The following is a 19,170-nucleotide window of genomic DNA, read 5'->3' on the forward strand; positions in this document are numbered from 1 at the left end:
CTGATGCCAGCAATCACTCATGGGTGCAAAGGTTGTAACCGTAGCCCTCAATTGTCTGAAGAAAAGATTGAAGTATTGGTCGCTATAGCCATCCAGCACAAACAGCCACATGAGCTAACACCTGAACCTATACAACAAGCACGTATGAATGCCTGTCTGTCTTGCCCTTCTTTACAATACGGAACCACCTGCAAACACTGTGGATGTCTTGTTCATATCCGTACACGCTTGGCTGCATCTTATTGCCCTTCTCCTTATGGATCACAATGGGAAAAAGAAGATGTGCTATAAGACATTCTAAGGTATAATGCAAACGGGAATGGTTAAGTAATAGAATCACAACCCGTATTGAATTCTTGGAGGTCTGGATATGACAACACATCAAATTGAACAATTATATGTTGAAGGTATTATCAATGACGATACACTAACTGATATTTTGCACCAATGGGCTGTTGTGCCCCTACTGTATGATGATGGTCATGAGATCAAAGTGGAAGATTATTTCAATCATTTGGAACATTCATTGGGTGTAGAAGCTTATGCTGCTGCTCAATCCCTATATGAGCTATCTGTACAAGCTTCTCGCCGTTTTGCAGAACCGGATGTATATGAAGTGTTGCAAGACTGTATCAGCTTACAGGAAGACCTGTGGATGACGAATGTTCTGACATTGGGAGATTGGATTTACTGGATGGAACAAGCGGCTCAAGGGCAACTGAATCTGCCTGTAGTTGATTTCCATAGTCTGTTCGAAGATTTGCCAGAAGGATATATGATTCAAGATTTTCATGATGATCTATTATTTATGCTTGAGCAAGAAGATCATCCTAAATATCAGGAAGCGTTACAGCAACAACAATCTTTGTATCACCAACTAGGTGTGTCTGCTTCGTAATCAATAAGCTGTAGGTTCTACCCTCACATTCCTTATTTTGCTATTATTCGGTTCATTTTATGCATAATGTACAGGATATAGACAGCATAAAGTAAAAAAACACTTGTTTAACTAAACAAGTGTTTTTTACTTCTAGAGCCAACTAAACAAAACATATCAGTTTCACAATAAATAACAAATAGCGAAAACTTATAAAAGATTAAGTTAGAGTTCATTAAAGCAGTTATCACTATAAAGGCTACAATTCAATTCCTACGTATGTTCATTTCAGCCTCTTCTGTTTGACACCATATTAAAATAAAAATCATCAGTAATGATTCCTAATTGCATCTATAAATAACATTCTTTTATGTTCAAAAAAAGGAAAAAATTCAACTGAACTCTTATTCTACGTCTAGCATTAAGTGTAAATTGTATGTACTCATCTATAATTTTCTTTATAAAACCTTACGTTTTCGATTGTAAGCACTCTATTTCTTACAAAACAGTCTTACAGTAATACCAATTCACTAATTGATATGTGGATTGAAATTCTAGACGTACCGTCCTATCCAATGTACTAACTATTAGGCTATCAACTTTGTACTGGTCTAATCCATATATATTAAAAGTTGAGAATTTCTATATAATTTCCGCAAATCAACTATAGATTCATGAAGATTTGTTTGAGAATATATTTCTATTAATAAGGATTAATAATAAAAGAAATGAAAAAATTGTATAGGTATTATACTAGCAAATTCATAGGAGTAAATTTAAAGATTTGCGACCTTAAAACCAAAATTATTAAAATATTAAAGATAAATTCCACAATCAAAAAAATACAATAAATTACATTAATAGATAATTTTATCGAAATTAATTAGGTACAAAGATACATTTATAAAACAAGATAAAAAAGGTACAAAAGTCTCTAATCGACAATAAATTCATGTTTATAATTAATGTAAATAGATCTTTAAATTTATTTAAATGATTATTAAGAATTATTTTTGAGCTTATTTATTGAAAAATTTAAATATTTTTGTCGTTAAAAGTCGAATCGAATCATTGTAGAATATACATACCAACTAAAATATTATGATATACTAGTTTTAAGCAAAATAAAGAATTTAAGTTAATAAATTTATTAACCTATTATTACTTTGAGCCTAATTTTTTTATAGGGGTGATTTCTAAAAAACAATAACTCCATAATTAGAAGCAACTTGTATTTGGAAAAGCTGTAATTGAAACAAGAAAAAGAATAAAATAACCTTGAGTAAAATAAATCTCAAGGTTACTGGGAAAAGTCGCACAGAAGTAGTCTAAATTGCTTCGCCAAAAGCAAATTTAGGTACATAGAATGTTCTGCACATATAAATTTAAACTATTCATAGTATAACATTCCTCTTCTGTGTGTCAATTCCCTCCCTTACATCTTGAATAGACATAATGTTGTTCATAAAAAAGTTTAGGGAGGTTTATTACATGGCATTACTTTGGAACAGCGAGCTTACTATTAAATTAGAAAAAATATTATTAAATATAGGTAATGATCCTAAGACTTTAAGAAGTATAGCAAAGGAATTAGGAGTACAAATTGAGAATGAAAGTCATCGTAATTCTCTTCGATACAGAATGAAGAAAATAACTAAAAAATCACCTGAATTTGAGTATTTCGGATACGAGGGTAGAGGCTATATTATTGCTATTTATACAGATGATTTTGAAAGAATTCTATCATTTTACAAAAATAGATTAAATGGATTACAAACACTAGTCAATAAATTTGAAAATGGTTCTATTAAAATTGGAAAGAAAAGAAAAAATCAACCAGAACAATTAACTTTATTTGACATTGATGCTATTAATTGAGAAAGGCATGGTAATAAATTATGGAAGTAAAAAATATACCTTTAAAACTTATTGAAGAAGATAAGGATCAACCTCGTTACAATTTTGAGGAAGAAAATTTAAAAGAATTAGCTGAAAATATTAAAATGGTGGGGCTCTTAAGCCCCATCAAAGTTTTACCACTAGAGAATGGAAAATATAAATTGATATTTGGTCATCGCAGATACAAGGCATGTTCTCTTTTGAAAATGGAAAATATACCTGCTATCATATCTCAAAATGAATCTGAAATAGATATTTACCTACAGCAACTCACAGAAAATATACAACGAGAAAACTTTACACCTGTAGAAGAAGCGGAAGCCTTCAGTAAATTAATGAATGATGTAAAATTTAGAATGTCAAAAATGATGTTGGCCAATAAATTAGGAAAAAACCAGCAATATATTAGCAAAAAGCTTGAACTTTTGAATTTCGGGAGAAATGTGCAAGTATTAATTCATGGAGAAAAAAGAATCATTGCTAATAAATTAGCTGAGGAACAAGTATTACCTTTAAAAAATGTAGCAAAAGAATATAAAGATGCGTTAGCTTTTAAAATTTCTGAGGAAGAAATCCCTGTAAATGATGTTAAAAAACTTGCTGAACTTTTCACAACAGATGACATTAGTCATGAAAGTAAAGAGTTTCTTTTAAACGAGCCTATGTTTAAAATATTGAATATATGGAACGAATATACAGTGGATAAAAAGCGAAAATTAACTTCTCCTAAGTATTCAAAACCACAAATTGCTAACAATTCTTTGAGTGAAATAGATATCGCTGAAAATTCTTTAATTTCTTCTGATTACTCTAATATTGAAATTGTTAAACGCTTAAATTCACTTTTGAATAATTTACCAGGTAACCATGAAATTTCTCAAGAAATCTTATCTTCAATGGATTCTATAAAAATATCAAATAAAAAAGAATTTATACACACTATTGATGCCCTTACTGATTGTCTAGCTGGTCATCTTAACGAATGGAAAAAAATCAAAGCAAAAATTAGTATTACAAAATTAGAAGTTATCAAAAATGATAAATAAATTAGCTAAGGCAACAAATAGATTGTAATCTTGCTATTAATAATCATATTTATTGTTTGACTAATTCAAAAATATTGCTTTTAAAGTATTTTTGAATACCTCATATTTATTGTTCTAAATCTATAAGCAATGGGCTATTGTTTTAATCGGACAACCATACTAAATACTTGCTTTCAATCATTTCACATCAAAAAAGACGCTCAGCTAATAGCTAGAGCGTCTTTTTGTTAGATATTACTTATTTGGCGTGTATATGCTGCTTCAATATTACTTTTTAGGAGCAGTAATTTTAACCAAAGCATTTACAGTTACTGTTGCTGTTGGATCAGTCACAGAAGTGATTTGAACTTTCAACTTCGCCATACGTGAACCGGATGCTGGATACTTGATTAATACACCATTGTTATCTACATATTTCGGATCATCGCTAGACAATACTTTGTAATCTACACGATTATCAGTTGGTAATGTAAATACAGATTGTCCAAGGACATTGTTACCATCAATGATGTAGTTAAATGGTTTTTTCGCTGTTGCAATACGTGTTTTCTCTGTACCTACAATACGGTATTGAGCAGAAGATGTGTAAATAGAGTTGCTATCTACTGAACCTGTTGGAGATACATTGTAAGCAGCCAATTGCAATTTGTACGTGCCTGGCTCTAATGCTTTAAGAGATACTTTACCATTTTCAGTAGCCATAATTACATTATCAATATCATTGAATTGGTAGTATCCTGGATCAAATAAAGGATAACCTTCTTCTGTTGGAGTCTGTACATATTGAGCCGCTGTTCCTCTAAGCTCATCATCCAGACCGTATACATTCAATTCAATAACATTTGAATTTTTGGATGTTAAATGGAAACCAATATCCGTTACATCTTGTTTGCCATCCAAGCGAATATTCGTGTTACTTACGGTTACTTCTTGAATACCCAAGCCTGTATCCGGTAATTCAGTACCTACATGAAGTACAAACGGTAAATGCAATGTAGGATATCCGTTCGCTGTTAATACTACTTCGCCTTCATAAGGCCCTGTTGCCGCAGAAGCATTAGGTTTCACAGCTAATGAGAATTCTTTTGTTGAATTGCCGCCTAGCAAGATCGAACCGTTAGCATCCAATCCTTTCAGTGTAGCACTGATATTGCTTACATCCGGTGTTGACGTCGAATTGTAAGGATCAGAAGTTACATCAGAATGCAATTTGATGCTTGCTTTGTAAGACACAGATAATGAAGAAGTGTTTTTCAATTGTAGTTTTTTCGTTTGTTCTGCACTACCTGGTTTTAATACGCCAAATGCAGCAGAAGAACCATAGTTAGTGACTGTTTTCTTATTCAAGTTTTTGTCTAGAATCACGATAGGTTCTACCGTTTCTAGTAAAGCTGGTGAATAGACAGCTGCTGCTACATTTGCACGTCCAGCACCTTGAGAATATACATCATATTGTTGATCATTTTCATCTTTGATCACATCTGCTGTATTCACCAATGCTGCACGAATATCAAATGGTGTCCAATCTGGATGTTCTTGCTTGAGCAATACAGCTAGACCTGCGATATGCGGGCTTGCCATACTTGTTCCGTTTTGACGCGTATAGGCTTCTGCATACGAAGCATCTTTGATAAATTTACCATAAGCAGGAATCGTTGATTCAATACTTACACCTGGAGCTACAAGATCTGGTTTGATACCTAGTAATCCATCTTGGTTCGGTCCACGTGAGCTGAAGTCAGCCATCGTATCGCCACGTTTTTCTGTTTTTGGATAACTGCTTCCGAATTTGAATGTTAGCGCATCAGCAGAAGATTTCAATGCTTCTCTTGCAAGAGCACGTCCTTCTTTACCAGCCATATCAAATGTTGGAATGTATTCAAAACCATCACCCAAGAAAGCGCTAGAACCGATCTGTCCATCACGTCCACTTACACTTTCAGACAAATCAGCTTGCAATGGATCAGACGCTTTAACATTACCGTTGAAAATGATTGCTGCTTTGGCTCCATTTTCTTTGGCTACTTTGATTTTGTCTACGAATGTAGCACTACCACGCGAGATCAGAACCACTTTATCTTTTACATCTTTTCCTACATAATCACCGACTAGACCTAATCCTACATAGACACCGTCTAGTGGAGAAGTACCCAGTATTCTTTGGAAATCTTCATTTCCTGTACGCCAAGCCATCAAGTTCAATCCATACGATTGACCATAAGCATCTGCGGTTACTGTTGTAGTGTCATCAGCATTATGATAATTGACTGCCGCTGCACTTACTGCTTCTGCTGTAGCATCAGCTTCAGTTTTGTATACAGATGCTGTTACTGTCGAAGTAAACTGTTTGGTAGGGATTGTAGAAGCTCCTACAGAAATCGCTAACTGAGACGATGCAGGTGAACCCATAGAATAGTAGTAATATCCTTGTTTGGCTGCATTACCATTCGCAATAACAGCAACTACACCGCTAAGTACAGCATTGTTGATCGCGATAACGTCCGGTGAGTTTACATCTTTTTCAGCATCAGAACCTAGAGACAAGTTGATAACGTCCATACCGTCTTTAACCGCACGTTCGATACCATCTATTACCTGTGCAGAAGAACCTGAAGAACGTCCTGTTTCTGCGTTACGTCCTAATACTTTGTATACATAAAGGTCTGCATCATAAGCGATCCCTTTTTGTACAATATCACTTGTTTTGTTAGCGGCACGACCTACGATTGTCCCAGATACGTGAGTACCATGCGATGTACCTGCAAATCCTGTACCGTATGGATCATCTTCGATTGCGATTGGTGGTTCTTCATACGGATCGTTATCTTTTTCAAAAGAATCGTATCCGCCTTTATAAGCGCCTTTCAAATCTGGATGCTCATAATCGACACCTGTATCAATAACGCCGACTTTGACACCTTTACCTGTCAAACCTTTTTGCCAAGCTACAGGCGCACCGATTAAGTTCAAAGGTGAAGCATCATATGTAGCAGTTGTTGCTGTCAACGAAGGAGGGTCTTGCACGGGAATCGTGTAATACACACTATTTTCATAGATAGATTTTACACCTGGCAATTCAGCCAATTTAGGAATTTGATTCGCTGGAATCGAAACTTCCATCCCGTTAAGAACAGTGTTATAGCGATAGTTCACTTTTAACAAAATGCCTTGTTCTTTAGCGGCATTGACGATAGCCGCTTGCTGAGAATCAATCGCTCTTTCTGTTGATTCGGTTGCAAAGCTACGAACGCCTGCTTCAGCTGCATATTGACCTACAGCAACTGGCTGATTGGACAACTGCACAATAACGCGAACCACTTTACTGGAAGTTACATTTAATTTAGGAGAAATAACCGGTGCTTCGTTAGAAGTCTGATTTAGTAAAACACTTGGTAGATTACGTCCTATTTCATAAGGAGAGGATGCTGTGCCTGCTTCAGCTGCGAAAGAAGCAGTCGGCGATAATAAAGTACCTACAGCAAGAACTGCTGCCATGGAGACAACAGAAAATTTACGGATAACGTGTAACTTCGTCAAATGATTTCCCTCATTTCGTTAAGTTAGATAGAGTACTCGATGATTTTTTTACCGAACTTAAAAGTAGCCCCAGAATTAAACCGTTAACATCTTACTTTTTGTGTGAGCTATAGTAACCTCCTTTACGAAGAATGTGAGGAAGATTTTGTAACATAAAATTATATTACCACCTGAATTAACCAGTGGCTAGATATTTTATCCATCTATAGACAAAATTTGCGTTAGTTATAATGAAATAATGATTTTTTATCAATCTTTACCCATTAATTAGATATATATTACATTAAATGGAATAAAAAAGAACCTTCCATATCGGACTAACTTACCTGACGGTTTTGTTAGTTTCTACATGAAAGGTTCTTTTTGTCATAATAATTGTTATTTACAGCTTTTGATTATTTGGCATTTGCTTTGATTTTGATCAATGCTTTGACTGTTGTTTTGACGGTAGGATCTGCTACTGATTGAATCTGAATATTTAATTTGACAATACGCGATCCAGATGTTGGATATTTTAAAAGTGTTCCATTGTTGTCTACATACTTCGCATCGCTTGAAGATAATACTTTGTAGGTGATGCGATCTGTATCTTTCAGTGCAATGACTGGCTTACCGATTACCTGTTGTCCATCCAGAATATACCGAAATGGTTGTTCCGCAGTATGAATCCGATCTTTCTCTGTTCCTGTAATCCGATAAGATGAATATGCAGGATGAACCGACTCAGGATCGGTCACACCTTGTGGGCTCACATGATATACAGCTAATTCTAATTTGTATTGTCCCGGTGGAAGTACTTTCAGCGAAGTTCCGTTATTATCAGCTACCATTACTACATTATCGATATTATTAAAGTTATAATACCCTGGCTTGTATAGCGCATATCCTTCATCTGTAACAGGTTGTACGACCTGCGCCAGTGTTCCTTGAGCAACATCGTTCATATCATATACATTCAATTCCATTACATTGGAATCGGTAGCTGTCAAATGAAAACCGACATCTATACTGTCTTGCTTGCCATTCAAACGAACATTTCGATCACTTAATGTCACTTCTTGTATCCCTAGACCAGCATCAGGAAGACTGGTTCCTACATGGAGAACAAAGGGTAAATGCAATGTAGGATACCCATTCGCAGTTAATACCACTTCTCCTTCATAATCTCCTGTTACAGCTGTAGCATCCGGTTGAACGGCCAGAGCAAACTCTTTTGTTGATTTGCCACTCACTACAATCGAATCGTCTGGATTTGTTCCCTTTAACCTTGCAGCAATATGGCTTACATCTGGTGTGGATACAGGTTGATACGGATCTGAAGTAACGCTTGGATTCATGTGTATACTAGCTTGATATTGAATACTGGTTGTCGATGTATTTTTGATCTGTAATGTTTTGGATTGTTCTGCTCCACCTGCTTCGATTACGCCAAAAGCAGCAGACGAACCATAATTCGTCACTGTTTTCTTTTTCAATTCTTTGTCCAAAATTGTAATCGGTTCTACCGTTTCAAGAACAGCCGGAGAATAGACAGCATCTACTACATTGACACGTCCACTTCCTTGAGAATAGACATCATATAAAGTACCTTCTGCGTCTTTGAGTGGTGTCGCTGTATTCGCTAGTACTGCTCGAATATCAAAAGGAGTCCAGTCAGGATGTTCTTGTTTTAACAAAGCTGCTAATCCGGCTACATGAGGACTAGCCATACTTGTTCCATTTTGCCGTAAATAAGCTTCTTTGTATGAAGCATCTTTAATAAATTTGCCGTACGCTGGAAATGTGGATTCAATATTGGTACCTGGTGCAACCACATCCGGCTTAATTCCAAGCAATCCATCTTGATTAGGGCCGCGAGAACTAAAATCAGCTATCGTATCTCCTATTGAAGATGTTTTGGGATACTGATTGCCAAATGTAAATGTTAATGGTGTAGCCGGAGATTTCACAACTTTTCTTGCTAATGCACGTCCTGCTTGTCCTGCCATATCGAAGCTTGGAATATACGGATACCCATCTCCAATATAAGCTCCGCTTCCGATATTTCCGTCTCGCCCTGCGATATGTTCGGATAAGTCAGCTACAGTGGAATCATTGACTTGAGCATCACCATTGAAAATAATAACTGCTTTGGCTCCTTTGGATTTGGCAAGTGTGATTTTGTCTGTAAATTTAGAACCTCCACGTGACATCAACACCACTTTATCTTTTACATCTTTGCCTTTATAATCATCATCCAATCCCAAGCCAACATATACACCTTGATACGAAGCTTCTCCCAAATATTGAGCGAAATCATCTTGTTTGGTACGCCATGCGATTGCATTTAATGGATAACTTTGTGCATACGTATCTTTACTAACTGTATCCGCACCATATACAGAAGCTGTAACAGTCGCTTGGTATTGAGTACCGGGAACGGTAGAAGCTCCTACAGAAATCGCTAATGGCGAACTAGCTGGAGAACCTAGCGAATAATAGTATGAGCCTGGCGCCGCTGCATTGCCGTTCGCAACCACGACCACGACACCGCTTAATACCGCATTATTAATAGCAATCACATCTGGAGAATTGACGTCTTTGTCTGCATCTGTACCTAACGACAAATTAATAACATCCATATGATCTTTAACAGCATGTTCAATTCCATCGATAATTTGCGCAGTTGTACCTGTAGAGCGTCCAGTCTGCGAATCACGTCCTAATACTTTGTAGACATGCAGTTCAGCATCATAAGCGACTCCTTTTTGCGCAATTTCACTGGTCTGATTCGCCGCTTGACCGACGATTGTACCGGATACATGTGTACCATGCGATGTACCTGCAAATCCTAATCCTTGCGGATCGTCTTTTACAGATAAAGGAGGATCTTCATAAGGATCATTATCATGATGTACTGAATCATATCCTCCTTTATAAGCGCCTTTCAAATCAGGATGTTCATAATCAATACCTGTATCAATAACACCGACTTTGACCCCTTTACCGGTTAACCCTTTTTGCCAGGCAATCGGAACGCCGATAAGATTGAGCGGTGAAGCATCATATGTAGCACTTGTTGCAGTAAGCGAAGTGGGTTCCTGTACAGGAATGGTGTAATAATTATTATTTTCATAAATCGACTTGATCCCCGGAATTTTAGCCAAAGCAGGAATCTGATTGGCAGGTATCGAAATCTCCATTCCATTTAGTACAGTGTTATAGCGATAATTAACAGTCATCTTAATTCCTTTAGCTTGAGCAGCAGCACTAAAATTAGACTGCTGTGAATCTATCGTTGTAGCTGTAGACGCCATTACTTGCTTATCTTCTATAGATGAAGTGGTTAAACTTTGTGTTCCTTTATCAGCTTCATATTGATTGACAGCAATAGGTTCATTATTTAGCTGTACAATCACGCGAATGATCTGATTGGATTTTACATTGATATTAGGCGAAATGATTGGAGCTGAATCAGCAGACGAATGCAGTAATGATCGATTCGCAGTTGACGTTAATTCATACGGAGAAGTGATCGTGCCTATTTCAGCAGCAAAGGAACGGGTCGACGATAACAAAGTACTTACGGTAAGTAATGCTGTTAGTGTAATCATAGAACAGGTACGCATAGCTTTGACTTTATTCAAATGATATCCCTCTTTTCAGTGACTAACGTTCACTTATTTCTTCCTTACAATCGTTTGACATAAATTAGACAGACGTCACAACCACTTTGCAAATACAGATTTATTTGCTTTTTTATTATGCCAATTTTGTAATACAAAGCTATATTACCATCAGATACCATGATCGACCAGACCTAATATATAAATATGTATAATGTTTTGATAGTTATATTTGGATAATTATATTCTAAGTAAATAAAATAGTGATTACTTGTATTAAAACAAAAAAACCACCTTTACCTGATCAATAGGTGAAAGTGGTTTTATTTTATAGCTCACTATTCTATTCTTCTTTAGGCACAAAATCGAAAATCTGTCCTTCTTCCATCAGATCAATCAATCGATCTAACCACATATAATAGCGAACCGCTTCTTCCATTTTTTCTTTATCTTTGTTCAATACTTCTGTAGCAGGTGAATCGCTATCCAATTCTACAATCAATTTATCGATTTCTTTGATTGATTTGCGTAATACTAAAATATTACTTTCTACCGATTTGCGCCATTTAATTGCAAAGAAATCCGTAAATGTCTGGTACCAATCATATTCGACTTCATACAAGTCTTTACGTGATCCTTTTTCCCATACTTTATTGACCATACGTAAATCTAATAAATTACGAATACCGGTGCTCATACTTGTTTTGCTCATTGCCATTTCTGTTCCCATATCATCTAAAGTCATAGGCTTGTCTGCAAAAAAGAGCATGCCATATAAATGGCCTGTCGATAATGTGACTCCATATAAATCCATATTGCGTCCTATCACTTCAATAACTCGTTTTCTTACTTTCTCTACTGCTTCTTGCTGTGATTCATTTAATTGGTCCAAGCTCATGCTTGCACACTCCTATTCTATATATACAGTTTATTCTTTATGATCTGAATTTTAAGTTTCCTAAATCATTTTAAAAAAGATATTGTCAAAAGTAAAGTTTCAAAATGAATAGCATCGGTGAGTATATGAGAGAATATTAAAGTATTCCATATAAACTTTCTGTACAGTTTTTTCTGTACATACTAAATATACGGGTTTTACGGTTGATTTGCAAACTTATATTTGTTACAATGAATCTCGTTGGTTTGCAAATGATGAAAATAATCATTTATTTTCTGTAAATATAATGTTTTTCATCTTTATCTTCCTACTATATAAAAGGGGTGACAAATAGTGTCTATTTTAGAAATCAAAAATGTAAGTAAGTTGTTCGGTCCTAATGCAGAACAAAATGCCAAATTATTGGATCAAGGCTGGACGAAAGAAAAAATGGCGAAAGAAAAACAGATTACTGTTGGTGTCAATCGTGTAAATATGGAAATTGAAGAAGGCGAGATTTTCGTTATTATGGGATTGTCCGGTAGTGGTAAATCTACATTGGTTCGTATGTTCAATCGTCTGATCGAGCCTACATCCGGTGAAATTCTGGTGAATGGTAAAGACCTTCGCAAAATGAATAAAGAACAACTTCGCAATGTGCGTCGCAAAACAATCAGTATGGTATTTCAAAAATTCGCTTTATTCCCTCATCGTAGTGTTCTCGAAAATGTGGAGTATGGACTTGAAATTCAAAAAGTGGCTAAATCTGAACGTCGTACCAAAGCAGAGACTTCTCTTGAATTGGTTGGACTTAAAGGCTGGGAAAACAAAATGCCTGATGAATTAAGTGGTGGTATGCAACAACGTGTAGGTCTAGCACGCGCTCTAGCAAATGATCCTGAAGTTCTTTTGATGGATGAAGCATTTAGTGCCCTAGATCCACTGATTCGTCGTGATATGCAAGATGAATTGCTTGAATTGCAAGACAAAATGAAAAAAACAATCATCTTTATTACGCATGATCTGGATGAAGCGCTTCGTATCGGTGATCGCATCGCTCTTATGAAAGACGGAGCTGTTGTACAAATCGGTACACCGGAAGAAATTATGATTCAGCCTGCTAACTCGTATGTAGCACGCTTTGTCGAAGATGTTGATTTGTCTAAAGTATTAACTGCTGCTCATGTCATGCGCAGACCAGAAACAATTACATTGGATCGTGGACCTCGTGTAGCGCTTGAATTGATGCGTGAACGTGGTGTATCTAATTTATTTGTAATAGATCGTTCCAAAAAATTACTCGGTATTATTACCGCAGAAGATGCTGTAACAGCAATGAAAACACAACAAAAACTAGAAGACATCTTAATTCGCGATGTGCCTCAAGTTGAACCGGAACGCATGCTAAATGAGTTGTTTGAATTAGTCAGCACAGCTAAATTGCCTGTTGCTGTAGTAGATGAACGTGATCGCTTAACAGGTGTATTGATTCGTGGAGCCTTACTTGGTGCACTTGCCGGCGAAGTAGATAATGGAGAGGTGAATGAATATGCCTAAGATTCCTTTAGCACAATGGATTCAAACGTTAGTAGATTGGCTGAGCCTGCACTGGGCAGGATTTTTTAAAGGCGTATCTAACATTATTAGTTATGTCGTCGATATTTTTACGTATTTCTTTATGTTGCCACACCCGTTCTTATTCGTCATCATTGTCGGTATACTCGGTTATATTGCGAATAGATGGTCGCTCGCTATATTCTCAGCACTTGGATTTTTACTGATTTACAACCTGGGATATTGGACAGAAACGATGAATACATTAGGTCTTGTTATCACGTCTGCTCTGATCTCCATTATCATCGGTGTTCCACTCGGTATTATGTGTGGTTCTAGCAAATTAGCTGCACAGATCATTACACCGTTACTTGATTTTATGCAGACGATGCCAGCATTCGTATACTTGCTACCGGCTGTAACATTCTTCAGTCTAGGTGTTGTGCCTGGTGTAGTTGCATCTGTTATTTTCGCTATTCCACCAACGATTCGCCTGACTCATTTGGGAATCAAACAAGTTTCTGAAGAATTGGTAGAAGCGGCTGACGCATTTGGGTCAACCGGTGGACAGAAACTATTTAAAGTTCAATTGCCATTAGCATTACCAACAATTATGGCAGGTATTAACCAAACGATTATGTTATCTCTATCTATGGTTGTTATCGCATCGATGATCGGTGCTCAAGGTATCGGTGCTGTTGTATACCGTGCTGTAGGACAACTTAAAATCGGTGAAGGTTTTGAAGCAGGTCTAGCTGTTGTTGTGCTTGCTATCGTACTTGACCGTCTTTCTCAGAGCTTATTCAAAAGCGGTCGTAAACAACGCGCTTAATAGTAACTCACTAACTACAACAGCAACATTTGAAAATATGAATAAAAGGGGCGAATTATACGCATGAAAAAGCATAAAAACTTGCTGCTTTTCTCCTGTATTATATTGATCATGATCATTTCTGCCTGTAACCCGAACCGTCAACCATTTCCATCGTTCCCGGGCAGTAAAACAACCAATAGCTCCGATGCTATTGGCGATCAAGTCGGTTACCAGATTATCGGTATCGATGCAGGTGCAGGCATTATGAAAGCTACACACAAAGCGATTGAAGATTATAAATTAACAGACTGGACATTGGTTGAAGGTTCTAGTGCAGCGATGACAGCTACACTGGATAAAGCAATCAAAAATGAAGAGCCTATTATTATTACAGGTTGGACACCACACTGGATGTTCAGCAAGTACGATCTTAAATATTTAGATGATCCGAAGAAATCATACGGAGATGCTGAAGAAATTCATACCCTTGCTCGTAAAGGATTGCAAAAAGATGATCCAACAGCTTACCAATTTTTAGACCGTTTCGAATGGAGTTCTGATGAAATGGGTGAAATGATGGTAGCGATTCAAGCAGGTACTGATCCTGCTGTAGCTGCTAAAGATTGGGCTGAAGCTCATGCTGATCGTGTAGATGAATGGACGAAAGGCTTGAAAAAAGCGAACGGTAATACATTAACGCTAAGTTATGTAGCTTGGGATTCTGAAATCGCAAGTACCAATCTTATGAAATATATTTTAGAAAATAAATTAGGTTATAAAGTCACTGCTCTACAAGTAGAAGCAGGCCCTATGTTCACCGGTGTTGCTAATGGTGATGCAGATGCTACTGTAGCTGCTTGGTTACCACTCACACATGCTGACTATTGGGAAAAATACAAAGCCAAACTGGATGATCTTGGTCCTAATATGACCGGTGTCAAAGTAGGTCTTGTTGTTCCTAAATATGTAAATGTGGATTCGATTGAAGATTTGCAACCTCAAGCTGCTGCTAAATAATCTTTACCTTTGATAACATTTACTTTTATAGCATTTAAATATAAAGACAAAAAAAGCTATCTTTGAAATCGTCAGTGATTTCAAAGATAGCTTTTTTAATGCATTACAATAGCAGTCTATATCGATTGAAGCTTATTCTGGATCATCTTTGGTATCGTTAAGTTTTTTAACCCACAATCCAAAAGCAATACAAGCTACTACTATCATTACTGCATACAATAAAATGTAAGGTGTGTGTGCATTAAATTCCATAAATAAAGGCAACACAGCCGGCAAAATAGAAGTTCCCATCAGGTATTCCTCCTTTATAAATTTTCAATAACGAATTTTTAATCAATCCTTATCTTATTTTACCTCAAATAATACCCTTGTGCCATCTGAATAATTGTCTAATTGGTTACCTATCCATGAACCTGCGCCTCGATTATCTGAAGGTTTGATATAACGAATATCTGCACCTTCTCCACCTTCCTGACACATTGCCATAGGCCACTCATCTCGATCATAGCCTTTTTTGGTAGCTACTCCTCGCAAAGATAGCTGACGATTTGCTTTGGCGCCCCCACGATCTATCGTACAGATCGCAGAATGTCCTTCTGCTATAGCATCTTTAATGTGAGCTGCGGTCTTAGGATAACGATCAGCAGGCACAACAAGGGTATAATCAGCTTGTCCATTTGATGCTTGGTTAGGATTTAGTATCCCACCTAGATCAACATGTCCATTCACTAGATAAATAACCCCTGCTAGAATCGCAGTAACCACAAATCCCCATATTTTTTTAGAAGACATCAATCGTTCCTCCTGTTGTTCTGATCTCCTTATTATAACCTGTCCTCCAACTAAATAGGAACAGACGTTTCATATATCAAAAAAACACAAAATTCTTCTATCTAAAAGACGAACTCTGTATCATTAGTTCATCTTCTATACAGAAGAATTTTGTTATATTTTGCTTACTTATTTATCTATTGAATCTAATCTTATACGCGGAACTTCGCAACTTCACTCTGCAAGTCCATAGATAGATGGCTTAACGATTCTGCTGCATTGGAGATTTCGCGCATAGATTCTAATTGGATCGTTGAAGCTTGTGTCGCTTCTTTAGAATCTGACGTGATTTGTTGAGAAAGACCTGCAATTTGACGCTCAGAATCTAGAATTTTAGACGAACTGGATGAAATTTGATTAGATGCCGCCGACACTTCTTGTACCTGTTCTGTAACAAGCTGGATCGCACTTTGTACATTTTGGAAAATAGTACCCATTTGTTGTACAGCTTGAGTACCACTTTGTACTTCTTTGGCGCCCTCTTCCATTTTACTTACAGCATGAGAAGTTCTTTGAATAATATCTTCGATCTTTTCGTTGATCTGTCTAGCTGAGTCATTTGAATATTCAGAAAGTTTTTTCACTTCACTCGCAACAACAGCGAATCCAAGACCATGTTCTCCTGCACGAGCAGCTTCGATAGAAGCATTCAAAGAAAGCAAGTTAGTCTGTCCAGCGATATCACGAATCACTTGTACAATCGTAGCGATCTCTTTCGATTGCTCTGCTAATTCATAAAGTGCTGTAGCTGTTGCCTGTACAGTCTGATCTACATTTTTCATTTGTAATACAGTTTGCTCTACATTGCTTCCACCATGTTCTACATCACTCAATGCTTTGGAAGAAGAGTCAGCTACTAATGCTACAGATTCAGCAATACGATAAATATTGTTTGTATTTTTTTCTAACAATTGTTGGTTATCCATGACTTGTTGTAATTGACGTCCTGCCGAAGATGAGATTCCTGTTACAGTAGTTGTAGCTTCATCTGCTGTTTTTACAGATTCTTCGGATGTCGCTGTTAATTCTTCTGAAGCCGCAGCCATCTGCTCTGCACTAGAACCGATAACTTGCATCAATCCACGTAGATTATTTTTCATCTCATTAAACGAAGTTGCCATTTGTCCCAATTCATCTTTACTTGTAATTTGAAGATCAGCAATCGTTAAATTACCATGAGCGATTTCTTTAGCACCTTCAGCGACAAGAGCAATTGGTTTAGAGAACATACGAATGACGAAGTATGCAATTAGAATACCAACAATCACAGCAATCACACTGATAATCATTAAAGTATACAATGTTACATTTGCACTATTATTCGTTTCGACCTGTGCTTCTTTTAATAGATTAGCATGATATTCTTCCATTTGTTGTGCTTTATCTGCTAAAGATAATGCCATTGGAACACACTGTTCTTGTACCATTTTTGTATAAGCGGCTACATTATTTTGTTGTTTATATACGATAAGTTGATCTGTAATACCACCATATTGAGTTTCAAGATCAGATAATTCTTGTAACATTTGCGAAGCTTTGGAATCGTCTGCTAACTTTTGTTGCCATGTAGCGATATCTGCAATTAATTTTTCTTTGTTCTGCTTGAACATGTCTAATTGATTGGTATCCCCTGTAAGTAAATATCCTCTTAAATATTTCGTCTGATCGCCTGCCAAATAACGAAGATCTTTAATCGCTAATATGGTCTGTACTCGTCCATTAAGCAAATTTTGATAATTTTTGCTTGCGGTGTGAACTTCATATCCTCCAATAGCGCCTACAAGCAAAACGATAAGTATCATAATAGAAAAAACCCCTGATAATTTCTGTTTAATATTCATTTTGCATACTCCTCTACTTTCATATCCATTGCCCACAATTTAAAATTACAATTTCAGGAAATCGTTGATAATAATATTATCGGTTTAATCAAGATATGTAACATAAGCATTTGTACCTATTTTTCGATAAAAAACGACATTTTGCGCATTTTATATATTATTTATTTTTCTTGAAATACATTTCTAATCCTTTACAGTTAATATATCCAACTTATTACTCCTTTTCTCAATTAGTAACAAACTTTAAGCCTACATCTTAATACCTATATTTATAATAGATGAAACATGGTTACTTACTTATATTTGTCGAATAATTTTAGGTATTAAAAGAACAGATCATAATATTTTATAAAAAAATAAGAAACGTCTGTATGAATCTGCCGTATATGTTCATATCTGAATTAGCAATTTATTATACAAAAGGGGAAATGTCCAATGTCATTCTTTAACAAAATGCTTGCTCGTGTAGGCGTAGGCGCTGCCAAAATCGATACTATTTTAGAGCGTACAGAGTATTATCCTAACGAAGATATTAACGGAGTGGTTCATATTCAAGGCGGTAACGTCGATCAAGAAGTTGGTAATATCTATATTAAAGTGATGACTGAATATATTCGTGAACATGATGAGAAAAAAGAACATGTACAATATGCGATGGCTCAATACAAAGTGTCTGACGAAATGATTGTGAAAAAAGGACAAAAGTTAGAAATCCCGTTCTCCTTTATTTTACCGTCTCAGACTCCTATTACTTTTGATCGTCAAAAAGTATGGTTGCATACCGGACTAGATATTGGCATGAGCCTTGATCCGACCGATCACGATTATATTACCGTTCATCCTCACCCTTATATGGATACCGTCTTCCATGCTACCGAGTTGTTAGGATTCCATTTCCACAGTTCATCAGTAGAATATCTATCCCGTTCTCGTTATGGTGTACCGTTCGTACAAGAATTTGAATTTACACCAGGACGCGAATTTAGTAATCGGATTACCGAATTAGAATTAGTCATGCGCCTAGAACCTCATGGACTACAAGTACTGGTTGAAGTGGATCGCCGTGGACGCGGACTAGGTGGATTATTCGCTCAAGCATTTGATATGGATGAGCGTCATGCATGGTTAGAACTGCGTGAAAGTGAATTAAATCGTGGCGCAGAATATATCGCAGACAAATTAGAAAATTTAATTATTAAGCAAAGTCGTTAATAAGCAGACATTGCTAAGCATTGATAAAATATAAGCACACTTAAAAGGACGATCTACGCA

12 protein-coding genes and 1 pseudogene are annotated in these 19,170 nt (G+C 36.4%); 7 read left to right on the plus strand and 6 right to left on the minus strand.

All coding sequences use genetic code 11. From position 1 onward, the window contains the following. Window positions 1-3 precede the first annotated feature (3 nt). The 4 genes from PQ460_RS17995 (at window position 4) to PQ460_RS18010 (ending at window position 3,822) form a co-directional block, all read left to right on the plus strand. On the plus strand, window positions 4-291 hold the full coding sequence (locus tag PQ460_RS17995; RefSeq protein ID WP_274170647.1) for a DUF6171 family protein: 288 nt from the start codon (window positions 4-6) through the stop codon (window positions 289-291). Between the two features lie 79 nt (window positions 292-370). Further along, complete coding sequence (locus tag PQ460_RS18000) at window positions 371-898, plus strand: hypothetical protein (RefSeq protein ID WP_274170648.1); 528 nt, start codon at window positions 371-373, stop codon at window positions 896-898. A gap of 1,470 nt (window positions 899-2,368) precedes the next feature. After that, the gene (locus PQ460_RS18005) at window positions 2,369-2,755 is read left to right on the plus strand and encodes a hypothetical protein (RefSeq protein ID WP_274170649.1); all 387 of its coding nucleotides are present in this window, start codon (window positions 2,369-2,371) and stop codon (window positions 2,753-2,755) included. A 20-nt stretch (window positions 2,756-2,775) separates the two neighbouring features. Continuing rightward, window positions 2,776-3,822, plus strand: a complete 1,047-nt coding sequence (locus PQ460_RS18010) for a ParB/RepB/Spo0J family partition protein (RefSeq protein ID WP_274170650.1) — start codon at window positions 2,776-2,778, stop codon at window positions 3,820-3,822. 267 nt (window positions 3,823-4,089) lie between these two features. Here PQ460_RS18010 and PQ460_RS18015 read toward each other — a convergent pair whose 3' ends face one another. The 3 genes from PQ460_RS18015 to PQ460_RS18025 form a co-directional block, all read right to left on the minus strand. Next, entirely contained in the window at window positions 4,090-7,359 is a 3,270-nt protein-coding gene (locus PQ460_RS18015) for a S8 family serine peptidase (protein WP_274170651.1), read from the minus strand. A gap of 395 nt (window positions 7,360-7,754) precedes the next feature. Beyond that, a complete protein-coding gene (locus PQ460_RS18020) occupies window positions 7,755-10,985 on the minus strand; it encodes a S8 family serine peptidase (protein ID WP_274170652.1) in 3,231 nt (1,076 codons plus the stop codon). A gap of 322 nt (window positions 10,986-11,307) precedes the next feature. Further along, window positions 11,308-11,862, minus strand: a complete 555-nt coding sequence (locus PQ460_RS18025; protein ID WP_274170653.1) for a GbsR/MarR family transcriptional regulator — start codon at window positions 11,860-11,862, stop codon at window positions 11,308-11,310. A 333-nt stretch (window positions 11,863-12,195) separates the two neighbouring features. Between PQ460_RS18025 and PQ460_RS18030 the strand changes: the two genes are divergently transcribed. Continuing rightward, entirely contained in the window at window positions 12,196-13,398 is a 1,203-nt protein-coding gene (locus tag PQ460_RS18030) for a quaternary amine ABC transporter ATP-binding protein (RefSeq protein WP_274170654.1), read from the plus strand. Then, window positions 13,391-15,226 (plus strand): annotated as a pseudogene (locus PQ460_RS23570) (glycine betaine ABC transporter substrate-binding protein). Before PQ460_RS18030 ends, PQ460_RS23570 begins: the two are co-directional and overlap by 8 nt. 132 nt (window positions 15,227-15,358) lie before the next feature. On the opposite strand, the gene PQ460_RS18045 reads toward PQ460_RS23570, so the two are convergent. From PQ460_RS18045 to PQ460_RS18055, 3 genes are all read right to left on the minus strand, one after another. After that, complete coding sequence (locus PQ460_RS18045) at window positions 15,359-15,517, minus strand: hypothetical protein (protein WP_161594229.1); 159 nt, start codon at window positions 15,515-15,517, stop codon at window positions 15,359-15,361. Between the two features lie 54 nt (window positions 15,518-15,571). Beyond that, complete coding sequence (locus tag PQ460_RS18050) at window positions 15,572-16,018, minus strand: NucA/NucB deoxyribonuclease domain-containing protein (RefSeq protein WP_204825230.1); 447 nt, start codon at window positions 16,016-16,018, stop codon at window positions 15,572-15,574. A 191-nt stretch (window positions 16,019-16,209) separates the two neighbouring features. Then, entirely contained in the window at window positions 16,210-17,898 is a 1,689-nt protein-coding gene (locus tag PQ460_RS18055; RefSeq protein WP_274170656.1) for a methyl-accepting chemotaxis protein, read from the minus strand. 435 nt (window positions 17,899-18,333) lie between these two features. On the opposite strand from PQ460_RS18055, the gene PQ460_RS18060 reads away from it, so the two are divergent. Next, window positions 18,334-19,110 carry a sporulation protein gene (locus PQ460_RS18060; protein WP_273615282.1) on the plus strand — a complete coding sequence of 259 codons (777 nt, stop codon included), beginning with the start codon at window positions 18,334-18,336 and terminating at the stop codon, window positions 19,108-19,110. The last annotated feature ends 60 nt before the right edge of the window (window positions 19,111-19,170 follow it).

The organism is Paenibacillus sp. KACC 21273, from assembly GCF_028736095.1.
GTDB lineage: Bacteria > Bacillota > Bacilli > Paenibacillales > Paenibacillaceae > Saccharibacillus > Saccharibacillus kyungheensis.